The 21,693-nt window shown below is 44.7% G+C and carries 16 protein-coding genes and 1 pseudogene; 12 read left to right on the forward strand and 5 right to left on the reverse strand.

The genetic code is table 11. The features are described from left to right. Positions 1–7: 7 nt before the first annotated feature. A protein-coding gene (locus IQ276_RS07270) for an IS5 family transposase (RefSeq protein WP_373690472.1) occupies positions 8–768 on the reverse strand; the annotation gives its coding sequence in 2 pieces (ribosomal slippage) (positions 8–433 and positions 436–768; 759 coding nt in all). Between the two features lie 67 nt (positions 769–835). Beyond that, positions 836–1,414, reverse strand: a pseudogene (gene hslO, locus IQ276_RS07275) (Hsp33 family molecular chaperone HslO); the annotation flags it as partial. 215 nt (positions 1,415–1,629) lie between these two features. On the opposite strand from hslO, the gene IQ276_RS07280 reads away from it, so the two are divergent. Continuing rightward, positions 1,630–2,016 carry a hypothetical protein gene (locus IQ276_RS07280; protein ID WP_190875497.1) on the forward strand — a complete coding sequence of 129 codons (387 nt, stop codon included), beginning with the start codon at positions 1,630–1,632 and terminating at the stop codon, positions 2,014–2,016. A gap of 166 nt (positions 2,017–2,182) precedes the next feature. Here the strand turns inward: IQ276_RS07280 and IQ276_RS07285 are convergent, their stop codons facing one another. Further along, positions 2,183–2,779: a Uma2 family endonuclease gene (locus IQ276_RS07285; protein WP_193923658.1), complete on the reverse strand. Its 597-nt coding sequence runs from the start codon at positions 2,777–2,779 to the stop codon at positions 2,183–2,185. 29 nt (positions 2,780–2,808) lie between these two features. After that, on the reverse strand, positions 2,809–3,234 hold the full coding sequence (locus IQ276_RS07290; RefSeq protein WP_193923657.1) for a universal stress protein: 426 nt from the start codon (positions 3,232–3,234) through the stop codon (positions 2,809–2,811). A gap of 401 nt (positions 3,235–3,635) precedes the next feature. On the opposite strand from IQ276_RS07290, the gene IQ276_RS40120 reads away from it, so the two are divergent. Next, positions 3,636–3,758 carry a hypothetical protein gene (locus IQ276_RS40120; RefSeq protein ID WP_255264313.1) on the forward strand — a complete coding sequence of 41 codons (123 nt, stop codon included), beginning with the start codon at positions 3,636–3,638 and terminating at the stop codon, positions 3,756–3,758. A 57-nt stretch (positions 3,759–3,815) separates the two neighbouring features. Here IQ276_RS40120 and hisD read toward each other — a convergent pair whose 3' ends face one another. Then, positions 3,816–5,117: a histidinol dehydrogenase gene (hisD, locus tag IQ276_RS07295; RefSeq protein WP_190875500.1), complete on the reverse strand. Its 1,302-nt coding sequence runs from the start codon at positions 5,115–5,117 to the stop codon at positions 3,816–3,818. Positions 5,118–5,947: 830 nt separating this feature from the next. On the opposite strand from hisD, the gene rpsT reads away from it, so the two are divergent. From rpsT to IQ276_RS07345, 10 genes are all read left to right on the forward strand, one after another. After that, positions 5,948–6,244: a 30S ribosomal protein S20 gene (gene rpsT, locus IQ276_RS07300; protein ID WP_084177825.1), complete on the forward strand. Its 297-nt coding sequence runs from the start codon at positions 5,948–5,950 to the stop codon at positions 6,242–6,244. A gap of 358 nt (positions 6,245–6,602) precedes the next feature. Further along, positions 6,603–7,388, forward strand: coding sequence for a TatD family hydrolase (locus IQ276_RS07305; RefSeq protein WP_193915581.1), 786 nt, complete (start codon positions 6,603–6,605; stop codon positions 7,386–7,388). Positions 7,389–8,190: 802 nt separating this feature from the next. Next, the gene (rpoB, locus tag IQ276_RS07310) at positions 8,191–11,490 is read left to right on the forward strand and encodes a DNA-directed RNA polymerase subunit beta (RefSeq protein WP_190875501.1); all 3,300 of its coding nucleotides are present in this window, start codon (positions 8,191–8,193) and stop codon (positions 11,488–11,490) included. Positions 11,491–11,613: 123 nt separating this feature from the next. Next, positions 11,614–13,491 carry a DNA-directed RNA polymerase subunit gamma gene (locus IQ276_RS07315; protein WP_190875502.1) on the forward strand — a complete coding sequence of 626 codons (1,878 nt, stop codon included), beginning with the start codon at positions 11,614–11,616 and terminating at the stop codon, positions 13,489–13,491. 128 nt (positions 13,492–13,619) lie between these two features. Continuing rightward, positions 13,620–17,687 carry a DNA-directed RNA polymerase subunit beta'' gene (locus IQ276_RS07320; protein WP_193915578.1) on the forward strand — a complete coding sequence of 1,356 codons (4,068 nt, stop codon included), beginning with the start codon at positions 13,620–13,622 and terminating at the stop codon, positions 17,685–17,687. A gap of 339 nt (positions 17,688–18,026) precedes the next feature. Beyond that, the gene (locus tag IQ276_RS07325; RefSeq protein WP_193915575.1) at positions 18,027–18,242 is read left to right on the forward strand and encodes a hypothetical protein; all 216 of its coding nucleotides are present in this window, start codon (positions 18,027–18,029) and stop codon (positions 18,240–18,242) included. Between the two features lie 62 nt (positions 18,243–18,304). Beyond that, entirely contained in the window at positions 18,305–18,823 is a 519-nt protein-coding gene (locus IQ276_RS07330) for a hypothetical protein (RefSeq protein WP_193915572.1), read from the forward strand. Continuing rightward, entirely contained in the window at positions 18,795–20,432 is a 1,638-nt protein-coding gene (locus IQ276_RS07335) for a WD40 repeat domain-containing protein (protein WP_193915569.1), read from the forward strand. The genes IQ276_RS07330 and IQ276_RS07335 overlap by 29 nt, the downstream gene beginning before the upstream one ends. Before the next feature lie 279 nt (positions 20,433–20,711). Beyond that, complete coding sequence (locus IQ276_RS07340) at positions 20,712–21,032, forward strand: hypothetical protein (RefSeq protein ID WP_193915566.1); 321 nt, start codon at positions 20,712–20,714, stop codon at positions 21,030–21,032. Between the two features lie 109 nt (positions 21,033–21,141). Then, positions 21,142–21,687 carry a GIY-YIG nuclease family protein gene (locus tag IQ276_RS07345; protein ID WP_190875505.1) on the forward strand — a complete coding sequence of 182 codons (546 nt, stop codon included), beginning with the start codon at positions 21,142–21,144 and terminating at the stop codon, positions 21,685–21,687. Positions 21,688–21,693 lie beyond the last annotated feature (6 nt).

Below are 21,693 nucleotides of genomic sequence, written 5' to 3' on the forward strand. Positions count from 1 at the left end.
CGTGTCATCAATTGAGCCAAATGACAGAAGCAGCCAAATAAATTGCACCCAGAAAGTTGGCAGCGCGTTTGTCGTAGCGCGTTGCGATCGCTCGGTACTGCTTGAGTTTGGCAAAAAAGTTTTCAATGAGATGACGGGCTTTGTATAAATCTCGGTCGTAGTCACGAGGTCTGGTACGGTTGCGTTTAGGAGGAATCACTGCGGTTTTGCCCTGTGCCTGAAGTCGCTCAATTACTCGCTCATCGGCATCATAGCCTTTATCTGCCAGTACTGTGTCCGCCACAATATTGGGTAGCAGTTGGTCAGAGCCATCAAGATCACAAGCTTGTCCGGGTGTCAGGTGAAAGCTCAGTGGGTTGCCCAAAGCATCTACCACAGCATGAATCTTAGTACTCAATCCCCCTTTGCTGCGACCAATGGCTTCTGTGGACGCATCCCCCCCTTTGCACCCGCACTATGCTGGTGGGCGCGGACAATTGTCGAGTCAATCATGGCATATTCGTTATCGGCATCATCGGCCAAGTGCTGAAACACCAGCTCCCACACGCCTGTTTTTGACCATCGACTGAAGCGGGTGTGAATCACCCGAAAATCCCCGAATCTCGATGGCAAGTCACGCCAGGGAATGCCTGCTCGATAACGATATAATACTGCTTCAACAAACAATCGATTATCTTTAGCTGTGGCTCCCACATAGCCCTCTCGCCCAGGTAGCAGGTCTTTGATTCTCTCCCACTGATCATCTCGTAGTGCGTATCGGCGCGTCATCGGTTTCAATAGTGTTTATTCTTTTCCAGCAGTTCTGATTCCAGTTTATCTAATTGATGACATGCCCTAGCTTTTCTACTAAGGCTTCATCTCTTGCAGCCTTGGGTAAGACTTGTACCAGTAATCCTCCAGCAGCCGTGACTCCACCTGCTCCCACAAACACACCCAAAACTAAAGCAGAAGGAGTTTGTTCCGAATTCACCAGATAATGAGCGACATCATCGCCAATTTCTCCAGAAACTAGTTCTACAGTACTAGAGTAAGGGTAACCATAACCGATATCCCGGACAACGTAGAGGTAGCCGTTACCCACCGCACCACCAACGTCTAGCTTACCTTTAGCATTGGGAGGCAATTCCACAGATGGATTCCCCACATACCCGCGTACCGTGCCATCTAGACCTGCATCTACCAATATGCCACCCAAAGGCCCATCGCCCTTAACTCGCACGTTGACCCTCGATCCAGTCCGCTTCATGCTAGAAGCCATCAACAAACCCGCCGCCATAGTCCGTCCCAGTGCTGCCGTTGCCACATAGGAAAGCTTGTGCCGCCCTCGTGCTTCTTCTGTTAAACGTGTGGTAATCACGCCTACAGCACGAATCCCACCTTCGGCTGCTGTTGCACGAATTAACTGATCCGCCATGAATAACCTTACATTTCTTAACAAGTCCACCTTTCTATTCTAAGTTCTGTGTTGGTACAAAAGTAACTTAGTGGGGCATTGGGCATTGGGCATGGGGCATGGGGGGACGCGGGGACGGGGAGAAAAACTAATGACTAATGACTAATGCCCAATGCCCAATGACTAATGACTAAATTAGAAATAGCGATGTCTCACTTTTAGGTAATCCTGGAAAAATGCTGGGTAATTTTCAACAAAGCCAACTACGAATCGAAATCGAAGCATCAACAGATGTAATTCGTGACAGCCTAGTGCATCCGGCACAACTAGCAAAATGGCTTGTAGGGCAACGTTTTGCGCCAGGAATGCCAGAAGAATTGGTTCCTGGATTTGAGTTTACTACCTGGACTGGGCCAGTCCCGATTCATCATCAAGTGGACGTTGTAAAATCCAATTGCCTCCGCTTGCTACTGTCGGGAGGGATTGACGGGTTTCACGAATGGTACTGGGGAGAAGGTTGGATACAGTCCCGCTTGGAAGGACTCTCAGTTTTGCCCTTGAATTTGGGTCAAACTCTGAGTTTGTTGAGCTTGCGCCAATTTTTAGCAACTCAAAGACGTTGAATTAGGGATTGGGGATCGGGAATTAGGGACTGGGTATTGGAGATTGGGGATTGGGTATTAATTCTTCTCACCCAGTCCCCAGTCCCCAGTCCCCAGTTTTATTTGTGCTTTGGGGAAAACTGCGATCGCACGCTTTTTAGTAAATAAACTGGCTTTAGTCGTATATTTAATCTTCAGCAGATAGCACTTGCTCTGCTGTTAATTTTAACTCTGGAAAAATTTGAGATTTAATGCGATCGCTACCAACAAACTCTACTGGTTCGTATAATTCTTCAATCAATGTGAAGACAGTCACTTTGCTCGTTAATGGATCGACAATCCAATATTCTGGAATATTTAGAACGTTGTACTCAACTCGCTTAGCTCGATAATCTACGGTCTTTGTTGATTCACTCACAACTTCCACTATCAACAATGGAGGTGGTTCATTAAGTTCAATAACTGCCTCTCGGTTTCTTAACTCTCGCCACACAGACAATGGAATCACAACTACATCTGGAATTCTCGATGTATCCCATCTTCCAGCACGGGGGGAACGAACACCGATAACCATTTGTTTAGAAGTCCAATCCAACTTTAACCGGAGAATTTCTGCTCGAAAGCTAACATTGAGAAATTCAGTTACTGCGCCGTGTTGTCCACTTCCCAAACTCACCGGAATTAGTTCTCCATTGACCAGTTCGTACCGAGTATCGGTGCCATCATCATAAGCCAAATACTCTTTAAACGTAAGTCGTTTGCTAACTGCTGGAGTTGTGGTCATGGCATTATCTCATTTGCCTTTACCTGATTCTAATTCGGCTTTACTACTAATACTGAACAATTAGCCTCTTCCACAACTTGACTGCTAACAGAACCCTGAACTATTCGCTTCATCCCCATCAATCCACGACTGCCAATTACGATCAATTCAGTTTTGTATATGTTGGCAAGGCGAATAATCTCTTCAGCAGGATCGCCTGTTACCAGTTCTAACTCACTTGTGACTGATAACTTTTCCTGATATGATTGCAGCTGTTTTTCAATATGAAAATAAGAAAATGTTGGGGACTCTGGCTGAGGACGATCCGCAGGTAGTTCAATCTCTGACTCTGACGTGGGAAATACATGGCAAAGGATAACCTTGGCGTCTTTGGAAAAGGCGAAATCATCTAAAGTCTGGATTACTCGTTCTGCAATTTCCGAACCGTCCAGAGCTACCAAAACAGTATTTAGCACCCGTCTCGTCTCCTAAAGAGTAGACCGTTCTACAACACTTGGACAAAGCTAAACAGAGTTAAAAACACTGTTAAACTTTCTCCTGATTGCTTCCTGCTCGATCCTAGCAGTGTCGTCACTCACCAGTTCGCAGGCTTAAAATCGGATAGAACTTATCCTATTTCAGGTTGTATGTTTGGAGAATTTGAGAAACTTTGCTACTTTAATCCGTTATTTTCAGTCCTATTAAAATCTCTGGTTTTCTCGACTACCATCCAACAGGCAGGACTACTCTGAAAAGTTTTGTACAGCTTCTCAAGCCTTTATTTTTCACTTGGTTTTTGGGTTATCACAAGTTTAACAAGTTTTGTACTGGACAAAACATTCATCATTGTCTAGTTTTATCTAAAAATTTAGTTTGAGTGACAAGCTTATACTTAGGAACTGGCGATCGCCAATGCCCAAATTTTGCCGCAACTGCCATCGGCAATGAAAGGCAGGGTAGCAAATCTTGCACGATCTACGATCGCTGTCCAAAGTTTTAGTTTGATGCTCTGGAATGACTTTTGCCAAAAGCATCAGAAAAAATTAAGCATTCCCAATCACTCTTCTTGCTTAATTCGGCGTCGCACTGAATCAGCATGAGAAGGTAAGCCCTCTGCTGTTGCTAGGACATCAATGGCACTAGCCACATTTTCCAGTGCGGTTTGCGAGTATTGAATAATACTAGAATGTTTAAGGAAAGTTTCAACCCCCAACGCCGAAGCATACCGAGCAGCACCAGAAGTCGGCAAGGTATGGTTAGGGCCTGCCAAATAGTCTCCTACTGCTTCTGGTGTCGAATAACCCAAAAATATTGCTCCAGCATGGCGAATTTGTGGTAAGAGTGCCCAAGGGTCTTTGACTTCTAATTCTAGGTGTTCGGGAGCAAATTCGTTGGACAGTTCTGCTGCTGCTGCCAAAGATTCCACAACGATAATCAAGCCGTAATGAGCGATCGCTTTTTCTGTGTCTATTCGCCGTGGATGATCTACTAGCTGTCTCTCCAAAGCTACTTGCACGTTCTTGGCTAAAGCAGCATCTGTTGTCAGCAAAATAGCTGCCGCCATCGGATCGTGTTCGGCTTGGGCTAATAAGTCAGCAGCTACATGCACTGGGTTTGCAGTTTCATCGGCAATCACCAGCACTTCGGAGGGGCCTGCCAAAGAATCAATACCGACGATGCCGTAGACAAGTTTTTTCGCTAGGGTGACATAAATGTTCCCAGGACCAGTAATCACATTCACTTTCGGAATGGTTTCTGTACCATAGGCTAAAGCGGCGATCGCCTGTGCCCCCCCAATGCGATAAATTTCTTCTATCCCTGCTTCTTGAGCAGCTACCAAGACTGCTGGGTTAATTGCCCCCCCTGCGCCTGGTGGCGTTACCATCACTATGCGAGGTACGGCAGCTACCTTTGCCGGAATTGCATTCATCAGGACTGTACTGGGATAGGCGGCGCGACCACCAGGCACATACAATCCCGCTCGGTCTACGGGGGTGTAGCGTTTGCCCAGTACAACTTCATCGTCGCCGAAGTGTACCCAGCTTTTCGGTACTCGCTGACGATGAAATGCTTCAATTTGGCGGCAAGCTAGCCGAATCGCCCCCATCAACTCCTTTGACACTTGTTGATAGGCTGCATCCAGTTCCGAGCCTGTGACACGGAGTTCTTCTGGCTTGAGGGTTTGTTTGTCAAATTCGGCGGTGTAATGCAGTACAGCTTTGTCGCCTTGGCGTTTGACTGCTTGCAAAACTTCCCGCACCGTTGCTTCTTTGTTGGGCACCTGTTCGTCATGGGTGCGATCGCAGATCCGTTGTAGTTCTGCTCTGACGTCTGCCTGCTGAGTAATGATTCGCAGCATGGAGTAAGGACAATGCCAAAATTATAATATTGCCACCTGAGATTTAGTGAAAGCTTTTCACCCGTTGGGGTGTGAAAGCTGACTCTAATTCTCTTCTCTAGCTTAACCTGGATTTTTTTGATACTCTCAAGGTTGCCAGCACATGGTTTACTTGAGAAGGCGAGTTAGTCGCTCAATCCGATCTGCCTTAATTGGCGATCGGTAGTGAGGGGACATGCCATTTACCCCTATCTTTAATGCCCTTACCCTCGCTCTTTACAGAGGTAAAGGTCGTGTGCTTGCACATCCAATGCCCCTAATTTACAGGGGTTAGGGTCTGAGTATAACTTTTACTTATTTTCCTAACTTTTAGTAGTTAGCATGTGTACAGACACGAGATATCGGTTCTATACTGTAAATTCCCTGAAATTTAGTTGTATTACAGCTTTTACCTTTGATCCTCTATCCGCTTTAAGGACAGATGCCATTGGCAATCCCACTGCTCGGTCAAGTCGTGAGTTAGGGTGAATATTTTATTCATGCAGTTTATTTTAACGTATTTCCTTAATTGGCGGCACACTGAATTGCAGACTGGGGGATTGGGGATTGGGGACTGGGGACTGGGGACTGGTTATTAATTCTTATTCCTCATTCCCTCACTCCCTCATTCCCTCACTCCCTCATTCCCCTCATCCCCCTCATCCCTACTCCCCAGTCCCCAGTCCCCAGTCCCCACTCCCCAATCCCCAATGACATAATTTTTTTAGGAAATTCTAACATTGGCAATTTGGATGCTATATTAGTAAATCTAGTAGTGTGTGTACATATTATTATATTTTCTGGAATTGACTGTGGCCAATACAAAGTCTGCTCTCAAGCGTGCCGAAATCGCAGAACGGAATCGACTGCGTAACAAATCTTACAAATCAGCAGTCAAGACGCTGATGAAAAAATACTTGAATGCTGTAACTGTCTATGCAGCTAATCCTACCCCAGAATTAAAGCAAGAAGTGCAGTCTAAGTTATCTGAGGCTTACAGCAAAATCGATAAAGCAGTAAAACGGGGTGTGCTTCACCCTAACAATGGGGCAAGGAAGAAGTCAAAATTGGCGACTAAACTAAAACCTCTCACACAAACAGCTGAGTAGTCATGGGTCATTTGTCTTTGAAGTTCTGATCTAAGGAAGCTTTAGCTGAGACTTATCTGTTAGTCATTTGTCAATAAGGACAAAGTGCAAAGTCGAGCTAATTCCTTGGGCGAGTTAAGAGACTTTACAAGGTAGGGTTAAGCTAAGACTTCCTGAGATTCAGAACTTTGTCACAAAAAACCAAAGACAAAAGGTTAAGCTTCCTTAGAGCAGATCCCACTTGGTATCCTACGGAAACGCTAAGAGCGAACAAACTGGGAAACCCGTCCAACGCAGTGGCTCAACGGCAGTTCCTTGAAGCGGGGGAACCCCGCCAACTGACTGCCTCAACTTTGTAAGAAAAGACAAAGGACAAATGATGCAACTGATAGACACCCACGTCCATCTCAACTTTGATAGTTTTCAGCCAGATTTAGCAGCAGTGCGATCGCGGTGGCAACAAGCAGGTGTAGTACGTTTAGTTCATTCCTGTGTTCACCCGGAGGAATTTTCTAGCATTCAGTCCATAGCCCGTGAGTTTCCGGAAATCAGCTTTGCTGTAGGATTGCATCCTTTAGATGCCCAGAAATGGAACGAGGACACAGCCGATAAAATCAAATCTTTGGCAAGTTCGGACTCGAATGTAGTAGCCATTGGGGAAATGGGACTGGATTTTTACAAAGCTGATAACTATCAGCAACAGTACATGGTGTTTGAGTCGCAGCTAGCGATCGCATCTGAACTTGACTTACCTGTGATTATCCACTGCCGCGATGCTGCATCCGTTACCAGAGAAGTGTTGCAAAAATGGCGCTCACTAAAAGGAGAAACAGTACGGGGGGTCATGCATTGTTGGGGAGGAACCCCAGAAGAAACTCAATGGTTTCTCGACTTGGGCTTTTACATCAGCTTTAGCGGAACGGTAACGTTTAAAAACGCCAAAGCGATCCAATCCTCAGCGGCGATGGTAAGTAGCGATCGGTTATTGATTGAAACAGATTGCCCTTTTTTAGCCCCGGTTCCCAAACGTGGCGACAGGCGCAACGAGCCTGCTTACGTCCTTTATGTAGCAGAGCAAGTAGCGAAACTGCGTCAGGAAACTACCGAAGCGATCGCTCAAGCTACCACCCAAAATGCCTGTAAATTATTTGGTCTGTCAATATAAACTGTCCTTTAGTCTATTTTATCCAGTTGGGTTCAAAGAAATAAAACTCTAGGAGGACAAAAATATGCTAAAATCATTCCCTCCAAACCATTTGAAAAGCGCCATAATGATAAAGGAAGGAACGTAAAACTTCTGAGCTTAATTTTCCGTGCTGTTATTCGGCTTGGCCATCCTCCAAATCTCTACAAGCGGATGCTCTCGATACATGACTGACCGTAACGACCCAGGTTGAGCCATAATTATGCACAACATCGGCTTGGTGTGTTGAACCTATACAAAATCGTTAAATGAAATTGCCTTGTGATTACAATCCAGCAAAATAAAGTGATTCTGATTCAAAGCCGACAATATACGGATAGTTTCCTCAAACTTAGGATATCTAGGATATCACTGAGAGTATAAACAGCGGCGTGGATGTTAGACACACCGTGTAGAGCTGCGTAAGCTTTTTTAACGCGCTTTTTGGAGGGGAAGTGAGGAAAATAGATCGAATTCCGGAATATCTTAATTGGGGATTGGCGAGTAGGGAGTGGGGATTGGGGACTAGGGAATGGGAATTAGGGAAGAATTTTCCCATATTCTATACCCAATACACAGTACCCAATACCCAATCCAAATTAGGGGCGATTTCCCCCTTGGGAAAATGGTTCATTCCAGCTTTCACCGCTGCGTTTGTCCACACTTGTAAATAGTTAGGTGTATAAAGAAAAGTTCCCCAACAGCTCGGACACTGGCTAGCAGTGGGAAGTATTAAACAGCAGTGTCCAAGGGAAAATTTAACCAGGTTGACAAAGGTAGAGGCATGACTAAAGAAACATATATGGAACCCGCCTTTCTATTGCCCGACTTGATTGAAATCCAGCGTTCAAGCTTTCGCTGGTTTTTGGAAGAAGGGCTGATAGAAGAACTGAACTCCTTTAGTCCGATCACAGATTACACGGGCAAACTAGAACTGCACTTTTTGGGTCACAACTACAAACTCAAAGAGCCAAAGTATAGCGTCGAAGAAGCCAAAAGGCGGGATAGTACCTATGCTGTCCAAATGTATGTTCCCACACGCTTGATAAATAAGGAAACCGGGGAAATCAAAGAGCAAGAGGTATTCATTGGAGACTTGCCTTTGATGACCGATCGCGGCACCTTTATTATCAACGGAGCCGAGCGGGTGATTGTCAACCAAATAGTGCGATCGCCAGGAGTTTACTACAAATCAGAAATCGATAAAAACGGGCGGCGTACTTATTCTGCTAGCTTAATTCCCAACCGGGGGGCATGGCTGAAATTTGAAACAGACCGTAATGATTTGGTGTGGGTACGCATCGACAAAACCCGCAAACTCTCGGCCCAGGTACTATTAAAAGCTTTAGGCTTATCAGACAACGAAATCTTTGACGCCTTACGTCACCCAGAATATTTCCAAAAAACCATTGAAAAAGAAGGGCAATTTTCCGAAGAAGAAGCCCTGATGGAGTTATATCGCAAACTGCGTCCTGGTGAACCACCAACAGTTTTAGGCGGACAACAGCTCCTAGACTCCCGTTTCTTTGACCCGAAACGTTATGACTTGGGTCGCGTTGGGCGGTACAAGCTCAACAAGAAATTGCGCCTTTCTGTCCCCGACACCATGCGCGTGCTGACCTCCAGCGATATTTTGGCAGCGGTGGATTACCTAATAAATCTAGAGTATGACATCGGCAACATCGATGACATTGACCACTTAGGTAACCGTCGCGTCAGAAGCGTCGGTGAATTGCTGCAAAACCAAGTACGGGTAGGCTTAAACCGCCTAGAGAGAATTATTCGAGAACGGATGACTGTATCCGATGCCGAAGTACTCACCCCTGCTTCCTTAGTGAACCCCAAACCACTGGTAGCAGCCATTAAAGAATTCTTTGGTTCTAGCCAATTAAGTCAGTTCATGGATCAAACCAATCCCTTAGCAGAACTGACTCACAAACGCCGCTTGAGTGCCCTTGGTCCTGGTGGTTTAACCCGCGAACGTGCAGGGTTTGCCGTGCGGGATATTCACCCTAGTCACTACGGACGTATTTGCCCCATTGAGACACCAGAAGGTCCTAATGCTGGGTTGATTGGCTCCTTGGCAACCCATGCACGGGTGAACCAATACGGCTTCTTAGAAACCCCATTTAGACCTGTGGAAAATGGGCGGGTGAGATTTGACTTGCCGCCAGCCTACATGACAGCCGACGAAGAAGACGACCTGCGGGTTGCTCCTGGAGATATTCCTGTAGATGAAACAGGACACATTATTGGACCCCAAGTGCCAGTACGCTATCGTCAGGAATTCTCCACCACAACGCCAGAGCAAGTGGACTACGTAGCGGTGTCTCCAGTACAAATTGTGTCGGTAGCTACCAGCATGATTCCCTTCTTGGAGCATGATGACGCTAACCGAGCGCTGATGGGGTCAAACATGCAACGGCAAGCAGTACCTCTGCTGAAGCCAGAGCGGCCATTGGTAGGCACTGGTTTGGAAGCCCAAGGAGCAAGAGACTCCGGGATGGTAATTGTATCACGTACTGATGGCGATGTCACCTATGTTGACGCCACAGAAATTCGCGTGCGTCCAAAACCCAATACCTCAGAAATTAGATACTTACTTTCTAAGTATCAACGCTCAAACCAAGATACTTGTTTGAACCAAAAGCCCCTCGTCCGCATCGGCGAAAAAGTAGTGGCAGGTCAGGTACTAGCTGATGGCTCCTCCACCGAAGGCGGTGAATTGGCACTAGGACAAAATATCGTCGTTGCTTACATGCCTTGGGAAGGCTACAACTACGAAGACGCAATTTTAATTTCTGAGCGACTGGTGCAGGATGATATCTACACCTCAATTCACATTGAAAAATATGAAATTGAGGCTAGGCAGACGAAACTGGGACCAGAAGAAATCACCAGAGAAATTCCCAACGTTGGGGAAGACGCCTTGCGTCAGTTAGATGAGCAAGGAATCATCCGCATTGGGGCATGGGTAGAAGCTGGGGATATCTTGGTGGGCAAAGTCACACCAAAAGGTGAATCTGACCAACCACCAGAAGAAAAACTCTTGCGTGCCATTTTCGGTGAAAAAGCGCGGGATGTGCGAGACAATTCCCTGCGAGTACCCAACGGTGAAAAAGGGCGCGTAGTTGACGTGCGCTTATTTACCCGCGAACAAGGCGATGAATTGCCACCGGGAGCCAATATGGTAGTCCGGGTTTATGTCGCCCAAAAACGCAAAATCCAAGTTGGTGACAAAATGGCAGGACGCCACGGCAATAAAGGGATTATTTCCCGGATATTGCCAGCGGAAGATATGCCTTATTTACCCGATGGTTCACCAGTGGACATTGTACTTAACCCCTTGGGCGTACCTAGCCGGATGAACGTCGGACAAGTATTTGAATGTCTCTTGGGTTGGGCTGGTCATACTTTGGGAGTGCGATTTAAGATTACTCCCTTTGACGAAATGTATGGTGAAGAATCATCCCGGAGAATCGTGCATGGCAAATTGCAAGAAGCACGGGATGAAACCAGCAAAGATTGGGTATATAACCCAGATGACCCAGGTAAAATCATGGTGTTTGATGGTCGCACAGGCGAACCCTTTGACCGACCAATTACCATCGGTGTGGCTTACATGCTGAAGCTGGTGCATTTGGTAGACGATAAGATTCACGCCCGTTCCACAGGACCCTACTCACTGGTGACCCAGCAACCCTTGGGTGGTAAAGCCCAACAAGGTGGTCAGCGGTTTGGGGAAATGGAAGTGTGGGCATTGGAAGCCTTTGGTGCAGCTTACACCTTACAGGAATTGCTGACAGTGAAATCCGACGATATGCAAGGACGGAATGAAGCATTAAATGCGATCGTTAAAGGTAAGGCAATTCCCAGACCTGGAACACCAGAGTCCTTTAAGGTGTTAATGCGCGAACTACAATCATTGGGGTTAGACATTGCCGTACACAAGGTAGAAACCCAAGCAGACGGTAGTTCCTTAGATGTGGAAGTCGATTTAATGGCAGACCAATCAGCCCGCCGTACACCTCCCAGACCAACATACGAATCTCTTTCCCGCGAATCGCTGGAAGACGACGAATAATTCGTAATTGATAATTCGTAATTCGTAATTGAAGAATTAATTACGAATTACGAATCAGAAATTGTTAATTACGAATTAGAAATTGTTAATTACGAATTACGAATTACGAATTACGAATTAAATATGAGACCTGCCCAAACTAATCAGTTTGACTACGTAAAAATCGGCTTAGCTTCCCCTGAACGCATTCGCCAGTGGGGCGAGAGAACTTTGCCCAATGGTCAGGTAGTCGGTGAAGTCACCAAGCCAGAAACGATTAATTACCGGACTCTCAAGCCAGAGATGGATGGCTTATTCTGTGAGCGCATCTTCGGACCTGCGAAAGATTGGGAATGCCATTGTGGCAAGTATAAAAGAGTCCGTCACAGAGGTATTGTCTGTGAGCGCTGTGGGGTAGAAGTTACCGAGTCACGGGTGCGTCGTCACCGTATGGGCTATATCAAACTTGCCGCACCAGTAGCTCACGTTTGGTATCTCAAAGGCATTCCTAGCTATATTTCCATCCTGCTGGATATGCCCTTGCGGGATGTTGAACAGATTGTCTATTTCAACTCTTATGTTGTCTTAAGTCCAGGCAATGCCGAAACTTTAACTTACAAACAGCTACTGAGTGAAGACCAGTGGCTGGAAATTGAAGACCAAATTTATAGTGAAGATTCTCAGCTACAGGGCGTAGAGGTAGGCATTGGTGCCGAAGCACTGCTACGCTTGCTTGCGGATATCAATTTAGAGCAAGAAGCTGAAAGCCTGCGGGAAGAAATTGGCAACGCTAAGGGACAAAAGCGGGCCAAATTAATTAAACGACTGCGGGTAATTGACAACTTCATCGCTACTGGTTCTAAACCAGAGTGGATGGTCATGGCAGTTATTCCCGTGATTCCACCCGACTTGCGCCCAATGGTGCAGCTAGATGGCGGACGGTTTGCCACCAGCGATTTGAATGATTTGTATCGGCGGGTAATTAATCGAAATAATCGTTTGGCACGGCTGCAAGAAATTTTGGCGCCAGAGATTATTGTGCGGAACGAAAAGCGGATGCTGCAAGAAGCAGTGGATGCTTTGATTGATAATGGTCGCCGTGGACGGACTGTGGTGGGGGCAAATAACCGACCCCTGAAATCTTTGTCCGACATTATTGAAGGTAAGCAAGGACGTTTTAGACAAAACTTGTTAGGTAAACGAGTTGACTACTCTGGACGTTCGGTAATTGTGGTCGGACCAAAGCTGAAAATTCACCAGTGCGGTTTGCCTAGAGAAATGGCAATTGAGCTATTTCAACCATTTGTGATTAACCGCCTCATTCGCAGTGGCATGGTAAATAACATCAAAGCTGCGAAAAAGCTGATATCGCGTAATGACCCTAGTGTTTGGGATGTGCTGGAAGAAGTCATTGAAGGACACCCAGTGCTACTTAACCGGGCACCGACGTTGCACCGTTTGGGTATTCAGTCTTTTGAACCAATCTTGGTAGAAGGGAGAGCAATTCAACTGCATCCTTTGGTGTGTCCAGCATTTAACGCCGACTTTGATGGCGACCAAATGGCGGTACACGTGCCGCTGTCGTTAGAAAGTCAGGCTGAGGCGCGGTTGTTGATGTTGGCTTCTAACAATATTTTGTCACCAGCCACAGGCAAACCCATTATCACGCCTAGCCAAGATATGGTATTGGGAGCATATTACTTAACAGCAGAAAATCCCGGTGCTACCAAAGGCGCAGGCAAGTACTTTGCTTCCTTAGATGACGTAATTATGGCTTTCCAGCAAGAGCAAATCGACTTGCACGCCTATATTTTTGTGCGGTTTGACGGTGAAATGGAATCAGACCAGCCGGATACAGAACCCCTGGAAGTTATAGAAAACGAGGATGGCAGCCGGACATTAAAGTATAAGTTCCGCCGAGTCAGAGAAGACGCTAAGGGAAATCTCCTTTCACAGTATATACGTACAACACCTGGTCGGGTTATTTACAATAAAGCGATTCAGGAAGCACTAGCAAGTTAGTGATGAGTGATGAGTTAGGAGTTATGAGTTAGGAGTTATGAGTTAGGAGTTATTATTCCTAACTCCTCACTTTTAACTCCTCACTTTTAACTGCTAACTCCTAACTATTAATTCAGGACTAATGACTAATGACTGAAAAAATGATTTTTCGCAATCGGGTGGTGGATAAAGGTCAACTGAGAAATTTGATTTCTTGGGCCTTTACGCATTATGGTACGGCGCGAACCGCAGTGATGGCGGACAAACTGAAAGATTTAGGTTTTCGCTACGCCACTAAAGCAGGGGTTTCCATTAGTGTAGATGACTTGATGGTGCCTCCAACTAAGCGATCGCTCCTAGAAGCAGCCGAAGAAGAAATTCGCGCCACCGAAGCCCGTTATCAACGTGGTGAAATCACTGAAGTAGAACGCTTTCAAAAGGTAATTGATACTTGGAACGGTACCAGTGAAGCCCTCAAAGATGAAGTAGTTGTTCACTTCAAAAAGACCAACCCCCTCAACTCCGTATACATGATGGCATTCTCCGGGGCACGGGGTAACATCTCCCAAGTCCGCCAATTGGTAGGTATGCGGGGACTGATGGCAGACCCCCAAGGGGAAATTATCGACTTGCCCATCAAAACCAACTTCCGCGAAGGGCTGACGGTGACGGAATACATTATTTCGTCTTACGGTGCCAGAAAAGGATTGGTAGATACCGCCTTACGGACGGCTGACTCTGGTTATCTCACCCGGCGTTTGGTGGACGTATCCCAGGACGTGATTATTCGGGAATTTGACTGCGGCACCACCAGAGGTATTCCCATTCGGCCAATGACAGAAGGTGCCAAAACTTTGATTCCTCTGGCAAATCGCTTGATGGGACGGGTAATTGGCGAGGATGTTGTGCATCCAACGACAAAAGAAGTGATTGCAACACGCAACACCCCAATTTCTGATGACTTGGCCAAGATAATTGGCAAATCTGGGGTAGGAGAAGTTGTAGTCCGGAGTCCCCTAACTTGTGAAGCTGCACGTTCTGTCTGTCAACATTGCTACGGCTGGAGTTTAGCCCACGCCAAGATGGTGGACTTGGGGGAAGCTGTGGGGATCATTGCTGCCCAAAGTATCGGCGAACCAGGCACCCAGCTAACCATGCGGACATTCCACACAGGTGGTGTGTTTACCGGGGAAGTGGCACAACAAGTCCGTTCTAAAATTGATGGGACTGTGAAAATTCCCCGGAAATTGCGGACAAGACAATATCGTACCCGCCACGGTGAAGATGCCTTGTATGTTGAGGCCAATGGCATCCTAATTTTAGAGCCAAAAAAAGAAGGTGATGCCACACCAGCTAACCAAGAGGTGCAGCTGACTCAAGGTTCTACATTATATGTATTTGATGGCAATCAAGTAAAACAAGGTCAGTTGTTGGCAGAAGTCGCCCTTGGTGGACGCACAACTCGGACTAATACTGAAAAAGCCGTTAAAGATGTGGCTTCTGACTTGGCAGGGGAAGTGCAATTTGCCGAAGTCGTCCCAGAACAAAAAACTGACCGTCAAGGCAACACCACAACCACAGCCGCACGGGGTGGTTTGATTTGGATTTTGTCTGGTGAAGTTTACAACTTGCCGCCTGGTGCCGAATTGGTGGTAACAAATGGTGACGCGATCGCTTCTAATGGAGTATTAGCAGAAACCAAATTAACTACTCTGCACGGCGGTGTGGTGCGCTTGCCTGAAGCTACCCCAGGGAAGAGTACCAGGGAAATTGAGATTATCACTGCTTCTGTAGTTTTAGACCAGGCAACGGTAACAGTCCAAAGTTCCCAAGGTCGCAATAACTACCTAGTCTCCACTGGCAATAATCAGGTATTTAACCTCCGCGCTACACCAGGCACAAAAGTGCAAAATGGTCAAGTGGTAGCCGAGTTAATTGATGACCGCTATCGCACAAACACTGGTGGATTCCTAAAATTCGCGGGCGTTGAAGTCCAGAAAAAAGGCAAAGCCAAACTGGGTTATGAAGTTGTCCAAGGCGGTACACTGTTGTGGATTCCCGAAGAAACCCACGAAGTCAATAAAGATATCTCCTTGCTGCTGGTAGAAGACGGTCAGTTTGTGGAAGCTGGCACCGAAGTTGTGAAGGATATCTTCTGCCAAAACAGCGGTGTAATTGAAGTTACCCAGAAAAACGACATCCTGCGGGAAGTGGTGGTGAAGCCAGGAGAACTGCTGATGGTGGACGATCCTGAAGCAGTCATGGGACGAGATAATACCTTCATCCAACCAGGTGAAGAATTTCAAGGCAGTGTCGCTACGGAATTACGCTATATCCAGTATGTAGAGACGCCAGAAGGCCCTGCCCTGTTAAGTCGTCCAGTAGTCGAGTTTGCTGTACCGAACAATCCCGACGTGCCATCAACCACATCGGTAAGTCAACAAACTGGGCGTTCCATCGAGTTACGCGCAGTGCAGCGCTTGCCTTACAAAGATTCCGAACGGGTAAAATCCGTGGAAGGTGTGGAATTGCTGCGAACCCAGCTAGTACTGGAAATTGAGCAAGAAGGCGAACAAGATCACAACGCCTCCCCCCTAGCAGCAGATATTGAATTGGTACAGGATACCGAAGACGAGGAAGTTCAGCGCTTGCAGCTCGTGATTTTGGAGTCCTTGGTAATTCGTCGAGACATTACTGCTGATGCTACCCAAGGTAGTACCCAGACAACACTGGAAGTACAAGATGGACTAAGCATCGCCCCAGGTTCCGTGGTCGCACGTACCCAAATCTTGTCTAAAGAAGGGGGGATAGTGCGGGGTGTGCAAAAGGGAACCGAAAATGTACGTCGATGTTTAGTGTTGCGTGACACTGACATGATGACGGTAAATACCAGTACCCAGCCAAAAGTAAAAGCCGGTGACTTGCTTGTAGCAGGTACAGAAGTTGCTGCTGGAGTTTTTGCTGACGAATCTGGGCAAGTAATGAATGTCAAAAAATTAACGAGCGCTGAATCCAAAGCGCTGAACGAAGACAATGCTCAGGATTCAGCCCTCAGCACTCAGAACTACGCTCTTACTATCCGCGTCGGTCGTCCTTACCGAGTCAGTCCTGGCGCCGTCTTGCAAATAGAAGACGGTGATTTGGTGCAACGGGGTGATAACTTGGTGTTGTTAGTATTTGAACGTGCCAAAACCGGAGACATTATTCAAGGTTTGCCCCGGATTGAAGAATTGCTCGAAGCTCGTAAACCTAAAGAAGCCTGTATTTTATGTCGGCGGGCGGGAGAAATCAAGGTAGTTTACGGTGATGGTGATGAAGCGATCGCCATTAAGGTCGTAGAATCAAATGGCGTAGTCACAGATTATCCTCTAGGTCCCGGACAAAATTTAATTGTCCCAGATGGTTCTCATGTGTTAGCGGGACAACCGTTGACCGATGGTCCATCGAACCCCCATGAAATTTTGGAAATCTTCTTTAGCTTGGGTTCCGAAGACGGAATTTATGCTTGTGCTAGCCATGCTTTGCAGAAGGTACAGACTTTCTTGGTGAATGAAGTGCAAATGGTATATCAGTCTCAAGGGATTGATATTTCCGATAAGCACATTGAAGTGATTGTGCGCCAGATGACCAACAAAGTCCGGATTGATGATGGTGGTGACACCACAATGCTTCCCGGCGAATTGGTAGAACTGCGCCAAGTTGAGCAGGTGAACGAAGCAATGTCAATTACAGGCGGTGCAAAGGCACAGTACACCCCAGTATTGTTGGGTATCACCAAAGCATCCTTGAACACCGACAGCTTTATTTCTGCCGCATCCTTCCAAGAGACGACACGGGTACTTACCGAAGCAGCTATTGAAGGCAAATCTGACTGGCTGCGGGGATTAAAAGAAAACGTGATTATCGGGCGATTGATTCCGGCTGGTACTGGTTACAATACTTATGAAGAAACCAGTGCGATCGATGACTATGCTACTGATATTACTAGTAGTGTCTTAGATGAAGTTGACGATCCTCTCGATATGGTCTTAGATGACCGCACAGCTCGCACCTATAATTTAGATTCTCCGACTCTTGGAGAGCCTAGCTATGGAAACAGACGTGCAGAAAGGTCAATTTTAGATGAGGACGATGACTTAATCGCCGATGAAGTCGCAGACGAAGAAGATTACGAAGAAGACGACGATGACGACGATGACGATTTCGACGATGAGTAAAACTCAAATCTAAAAGATAAAAAGGCAAAAGAAGATTTTCTTTTGCCTTTTTAGTTTGGTTTTAAGATGCATGGGGAGTAGGGAGTAGGGAATGGGGAATGGGGAAAGAAACAGTCTTAGGGCGACAATACGGTTCGGTTAAGGTTTTTTGATTAAAATTTTAGATCCAAAGACGCGATAAATCGCCGTCTCTACAAAAGATTGATTATTGTAGAGACGGCGATTTATCGCGTCTCTTGCTTTAACTGCGGAATTATTTTTGATTTAAAAAAATGAAAAAGATACTGACCCTAAAAAGTTAGTCACATAAAATTGAAGTATCCAATAAAACATAAAGCAATGAGTAATCTAAGAAATGATTTGAATGCTTTAACTGACGAGTTACGTAATCGTCGCAGAGGTTATGACGGTTCTCGCGACCACGGTGGGGTTAGTTATAGCGAGAATGACCACGACCACAGCCACGACGACCACAGCCACGACGACCACGACCATGACCATGACCATCATGATATTTCTGATGACGATAACGGCGATGGAGATTGCGATGATTAGAGAGTTTTAGACAAACAATTTTCTACGTAATAGCAATCTTGTGACTCCCTAAGGATAATTGTATGGTGTTACCCCATATTTTAGCGATCGCTACCAACCACGTAACTCCTTTAATTATGGGGGTAGCACAGCGGGTAGTAGGTGTTTTCTTGAGTGACGAGTTGAGAGAGAAACGTAAGAAGCCCAAAATTTCAGACTCACCAAGCAATAGTCAAAGTACAAGTCTCAATGAGTCTCTTGTAAAGGTACTTGGAGAGCATCAGCAGCACATAGCAGATATCAAAGCACAGGAGTTAGACATTCAAGAAACTGCTCTAAATATTCAAAAGGCAATTGCTATTGATAATTCTGAATACAGAGAAAAACTGCTAGCACTAGAGCATAAAAAGCTGCGGCTTCAGGAAGCAATGGCAAAGGGAGAGCAAGATTTTCAGGCGAAACAAAGTGCTTTATACCGAGAATTACTCCAAAAACACAAAGAGCAGGAAATCGCTATCCAACTCACTAATCTTCATTACAGAGTCTTTAGATTGGCGATCGCTCACTCAACAATTGAAAGCCGAAAATCCCGACATCAGTGATGAAACAATTCTTTGTGAAATTTGCGATTTAATTGTTGTTTTAAATAAGCTGCTGGCAGCATTTCTCGCAGATTTATATTACTTGATTGAAGTAGACCCTTATTATGAACCCCAGTTATTTCAGATGGATTTGGGATTGCCGTTAGAAGCAGCCACATCCTTTATTCAACCCTATTTAGACCTCCTAAAACAGATACAACAGCAGCAACTTCAAGCCCATGAAAGGGAAATTAAAATGCTTCAACAAGCTCAGGTTTGGAAGTGTGTAAATACTTTTACTGGATTTTATGATTCTTTATACTCAATTGAAATTAGTCCTGATGGACAAACCTTACTTGGCATAAGCCAATATTATGAAATTGAAGTACCAAAAAAACAATATTCGTACTACAATTCATTCACTAAAATTGATTATGAAAACCATACTTTTGGTTGTATAACTAAAATGTGGAATTTAAATAATGAGAAATTAATTCGTGCTTTTCCTTATAATTTTGATGGATTTAGTCCCGAGGGAAAACTGCTTTTTAAACTGGATAAATATGGAAAAATTAACATTTGGAACCCTGGGAATGGAAAATTATTGTATCAGCTATCAGAAGAATTTTATGCCTTTAGCACTGACGGAAAACTACTGATTACTGATTTATACAATACAGTTAAAATTTATAATTCTCAAACAGGAAGCTTGCTATTCAATTCTTCTGAAAAGATAGCTAATTATTCTTATTGGAAAGAGAAGCCAATTAACATTAGTCTGAATAGTAAATTGCTTGCTGCTGGTTGTGAAGACAAAACAATTAAAATTTGGGATATTTTCACTGGTGAATTACTTTTTACTCTTCCCGAACATTCATCCTCAATTCATTGTGTAACTTTTAGTCCTGATGGTGAATTACTTGCTAGTAGCGACGATAGTAGTATCCATATTTTGAATTTTAAGCTACAGAAACTTGTGCATTCAATTTCTCAGGAAGATGTTTTTGGACTTACTTTTAATCCAGATGGACAGATACTCGTGAGTTCATATCGTTATAGAAACTCTCTGTGTTTGTGGAGTCCTCATACTGGAGAAAACCTCAAATCATTCTCTTTTCCTGCAAAAATGATTTTTGATAAACGACATCGAATGAGGACTTTTGATATAAGTTCATTGACAGATAGAGGTACAGGTAGACCTGACACGAATTATTATATTAAACCCTCCACTATCGCCTTTAATGATAGTATAGTTATTTGTGAAGATACAGATAACGTGCTTCACTTATGGAATCTTGAGACAGGAGAAAAGCTTCCGTCCCGTTCAAAAGATTCAATTCTAATTCCTGATAAACAGACCCTCTGTACAATCATTGAAGATGAAACCACAGGTATTTGCGATCTCCAAATTCGGAATCGAGACACAGGGAAACTGCTTCAAACACTCCCTGGTCACTCAGGCGGAATTAAGCAGGTTGTCTTCAGTAATGATGGTCAAACAATGGTAAGCCTTGGTGGAGATTTGACCCTTAAAGTGTGGAAACATGAACCAGAAGAACTGCTAGAAGCAGATAACAATAGGGATTACCACGAAGACAATCTCGATCGCAACGACTATAGCTGTGATTAGTTCATAGCATCAGGGAATACTTGGCGACTTTCAAAGAACGTGCAATTTGGACGCACATTAGTTTATCTCCTACACTTCATGATTCTTAATCATGCCAGCTTACTTTTGTAGCTGACAGAAGTACCATAATCCAATAGGCTGATCTTAAAGTGGTGATTTTTCAGAAAGCTCAACTACTGAAAAGGTAGGGTTTATTGCTCAGTATTTGGGGATAAATATGTATAAAATTTTGACTACCCTCTATCATCACTGAGTTGTTAATTAGTATCTATCGAGAAAATGCCCCTTAAAATAGTCCAGAACTTTGACGCCAGTTTTACTCTTGAACCACAAGCTCAAGAAAGTCTATTCAAATTATTAACGAGTGAAGCTTTTTTAAACCAAATATGTCAGCAATTACAGTGTGAAAAAGTGGAATTTACAGAGTTACTTTTCCAGCCAGTTCCTTATAGCTTAACTACTACTAAGGGAATGCCAGCAGAATTTGAAAAGTATCATGAATCTGATGAATATGGCATCATCAATGTACCACCAAATTTCATGTTTACTGCTAAGATTTTTAAACCCAGTCGCCTTTGTGCCATTTACCATAAAATTTGAATAATAATTTCGCGCAGAGAGGAGATATAAGAGAAATTTTAATTAATAATTTAGGATTCCTCTTGAAAATCTCAAATAAAAAGGCAATAGCAAGTTTTAGATTTGATTTATGACTACTGAAACAAATACTCCTGCTTTAGCAAGTTTGGAATACGCTCCATACATTGACGATCGCGGTCAACTCCCAGAACAATTTCAAGGTAAAATCGGCGTATATGCTATCTTTGACCAAGAAAAAGCGCTGCAATTTGTGGGATATTCTCGTGATGTTTATCTCAGTCTCAAGCAGCATTTAGTACGTCAACCACAGCAATGTTATTGGGTGAAAGTTCAAACTATTGAACGCCCCAGCCGCACGGTTTTAGAAAATATTGAAAATGCTTGGATTGCTGAAAATGGCAGTGTACCAACAGGAAATGGGGAGAACAAGCAAAAATGGATCGATCCCATTGATGTCAAAGTGTTAATGACATCTGAAGAACAGGTAAAGTATCATAATCCAGCGAATGATGAATTGGCACAAATAAAAATTATTAAAAATGTGGCTCGGCGAGTAGAAGCAGAAATTTCCAAAGAATTAGAAGCGCGTGGTTTGCAAGTAGAAATTCGCTTTAATCCTAAATTGAAAGAACAAGGATTACTAGATTTGAAATGAAGGTAG

Source organism: Desmonostoc muscorum LEGE 12446, from assembly GCF_015207005.2.
In the GTDB taxonomy this organism is placed as follows: Bacteria; Cyanobacteriota; Cyanobacteriia; order Cyanobacteriales; family Nostocaceae; genus Nostoc; species Nostoc muscorum.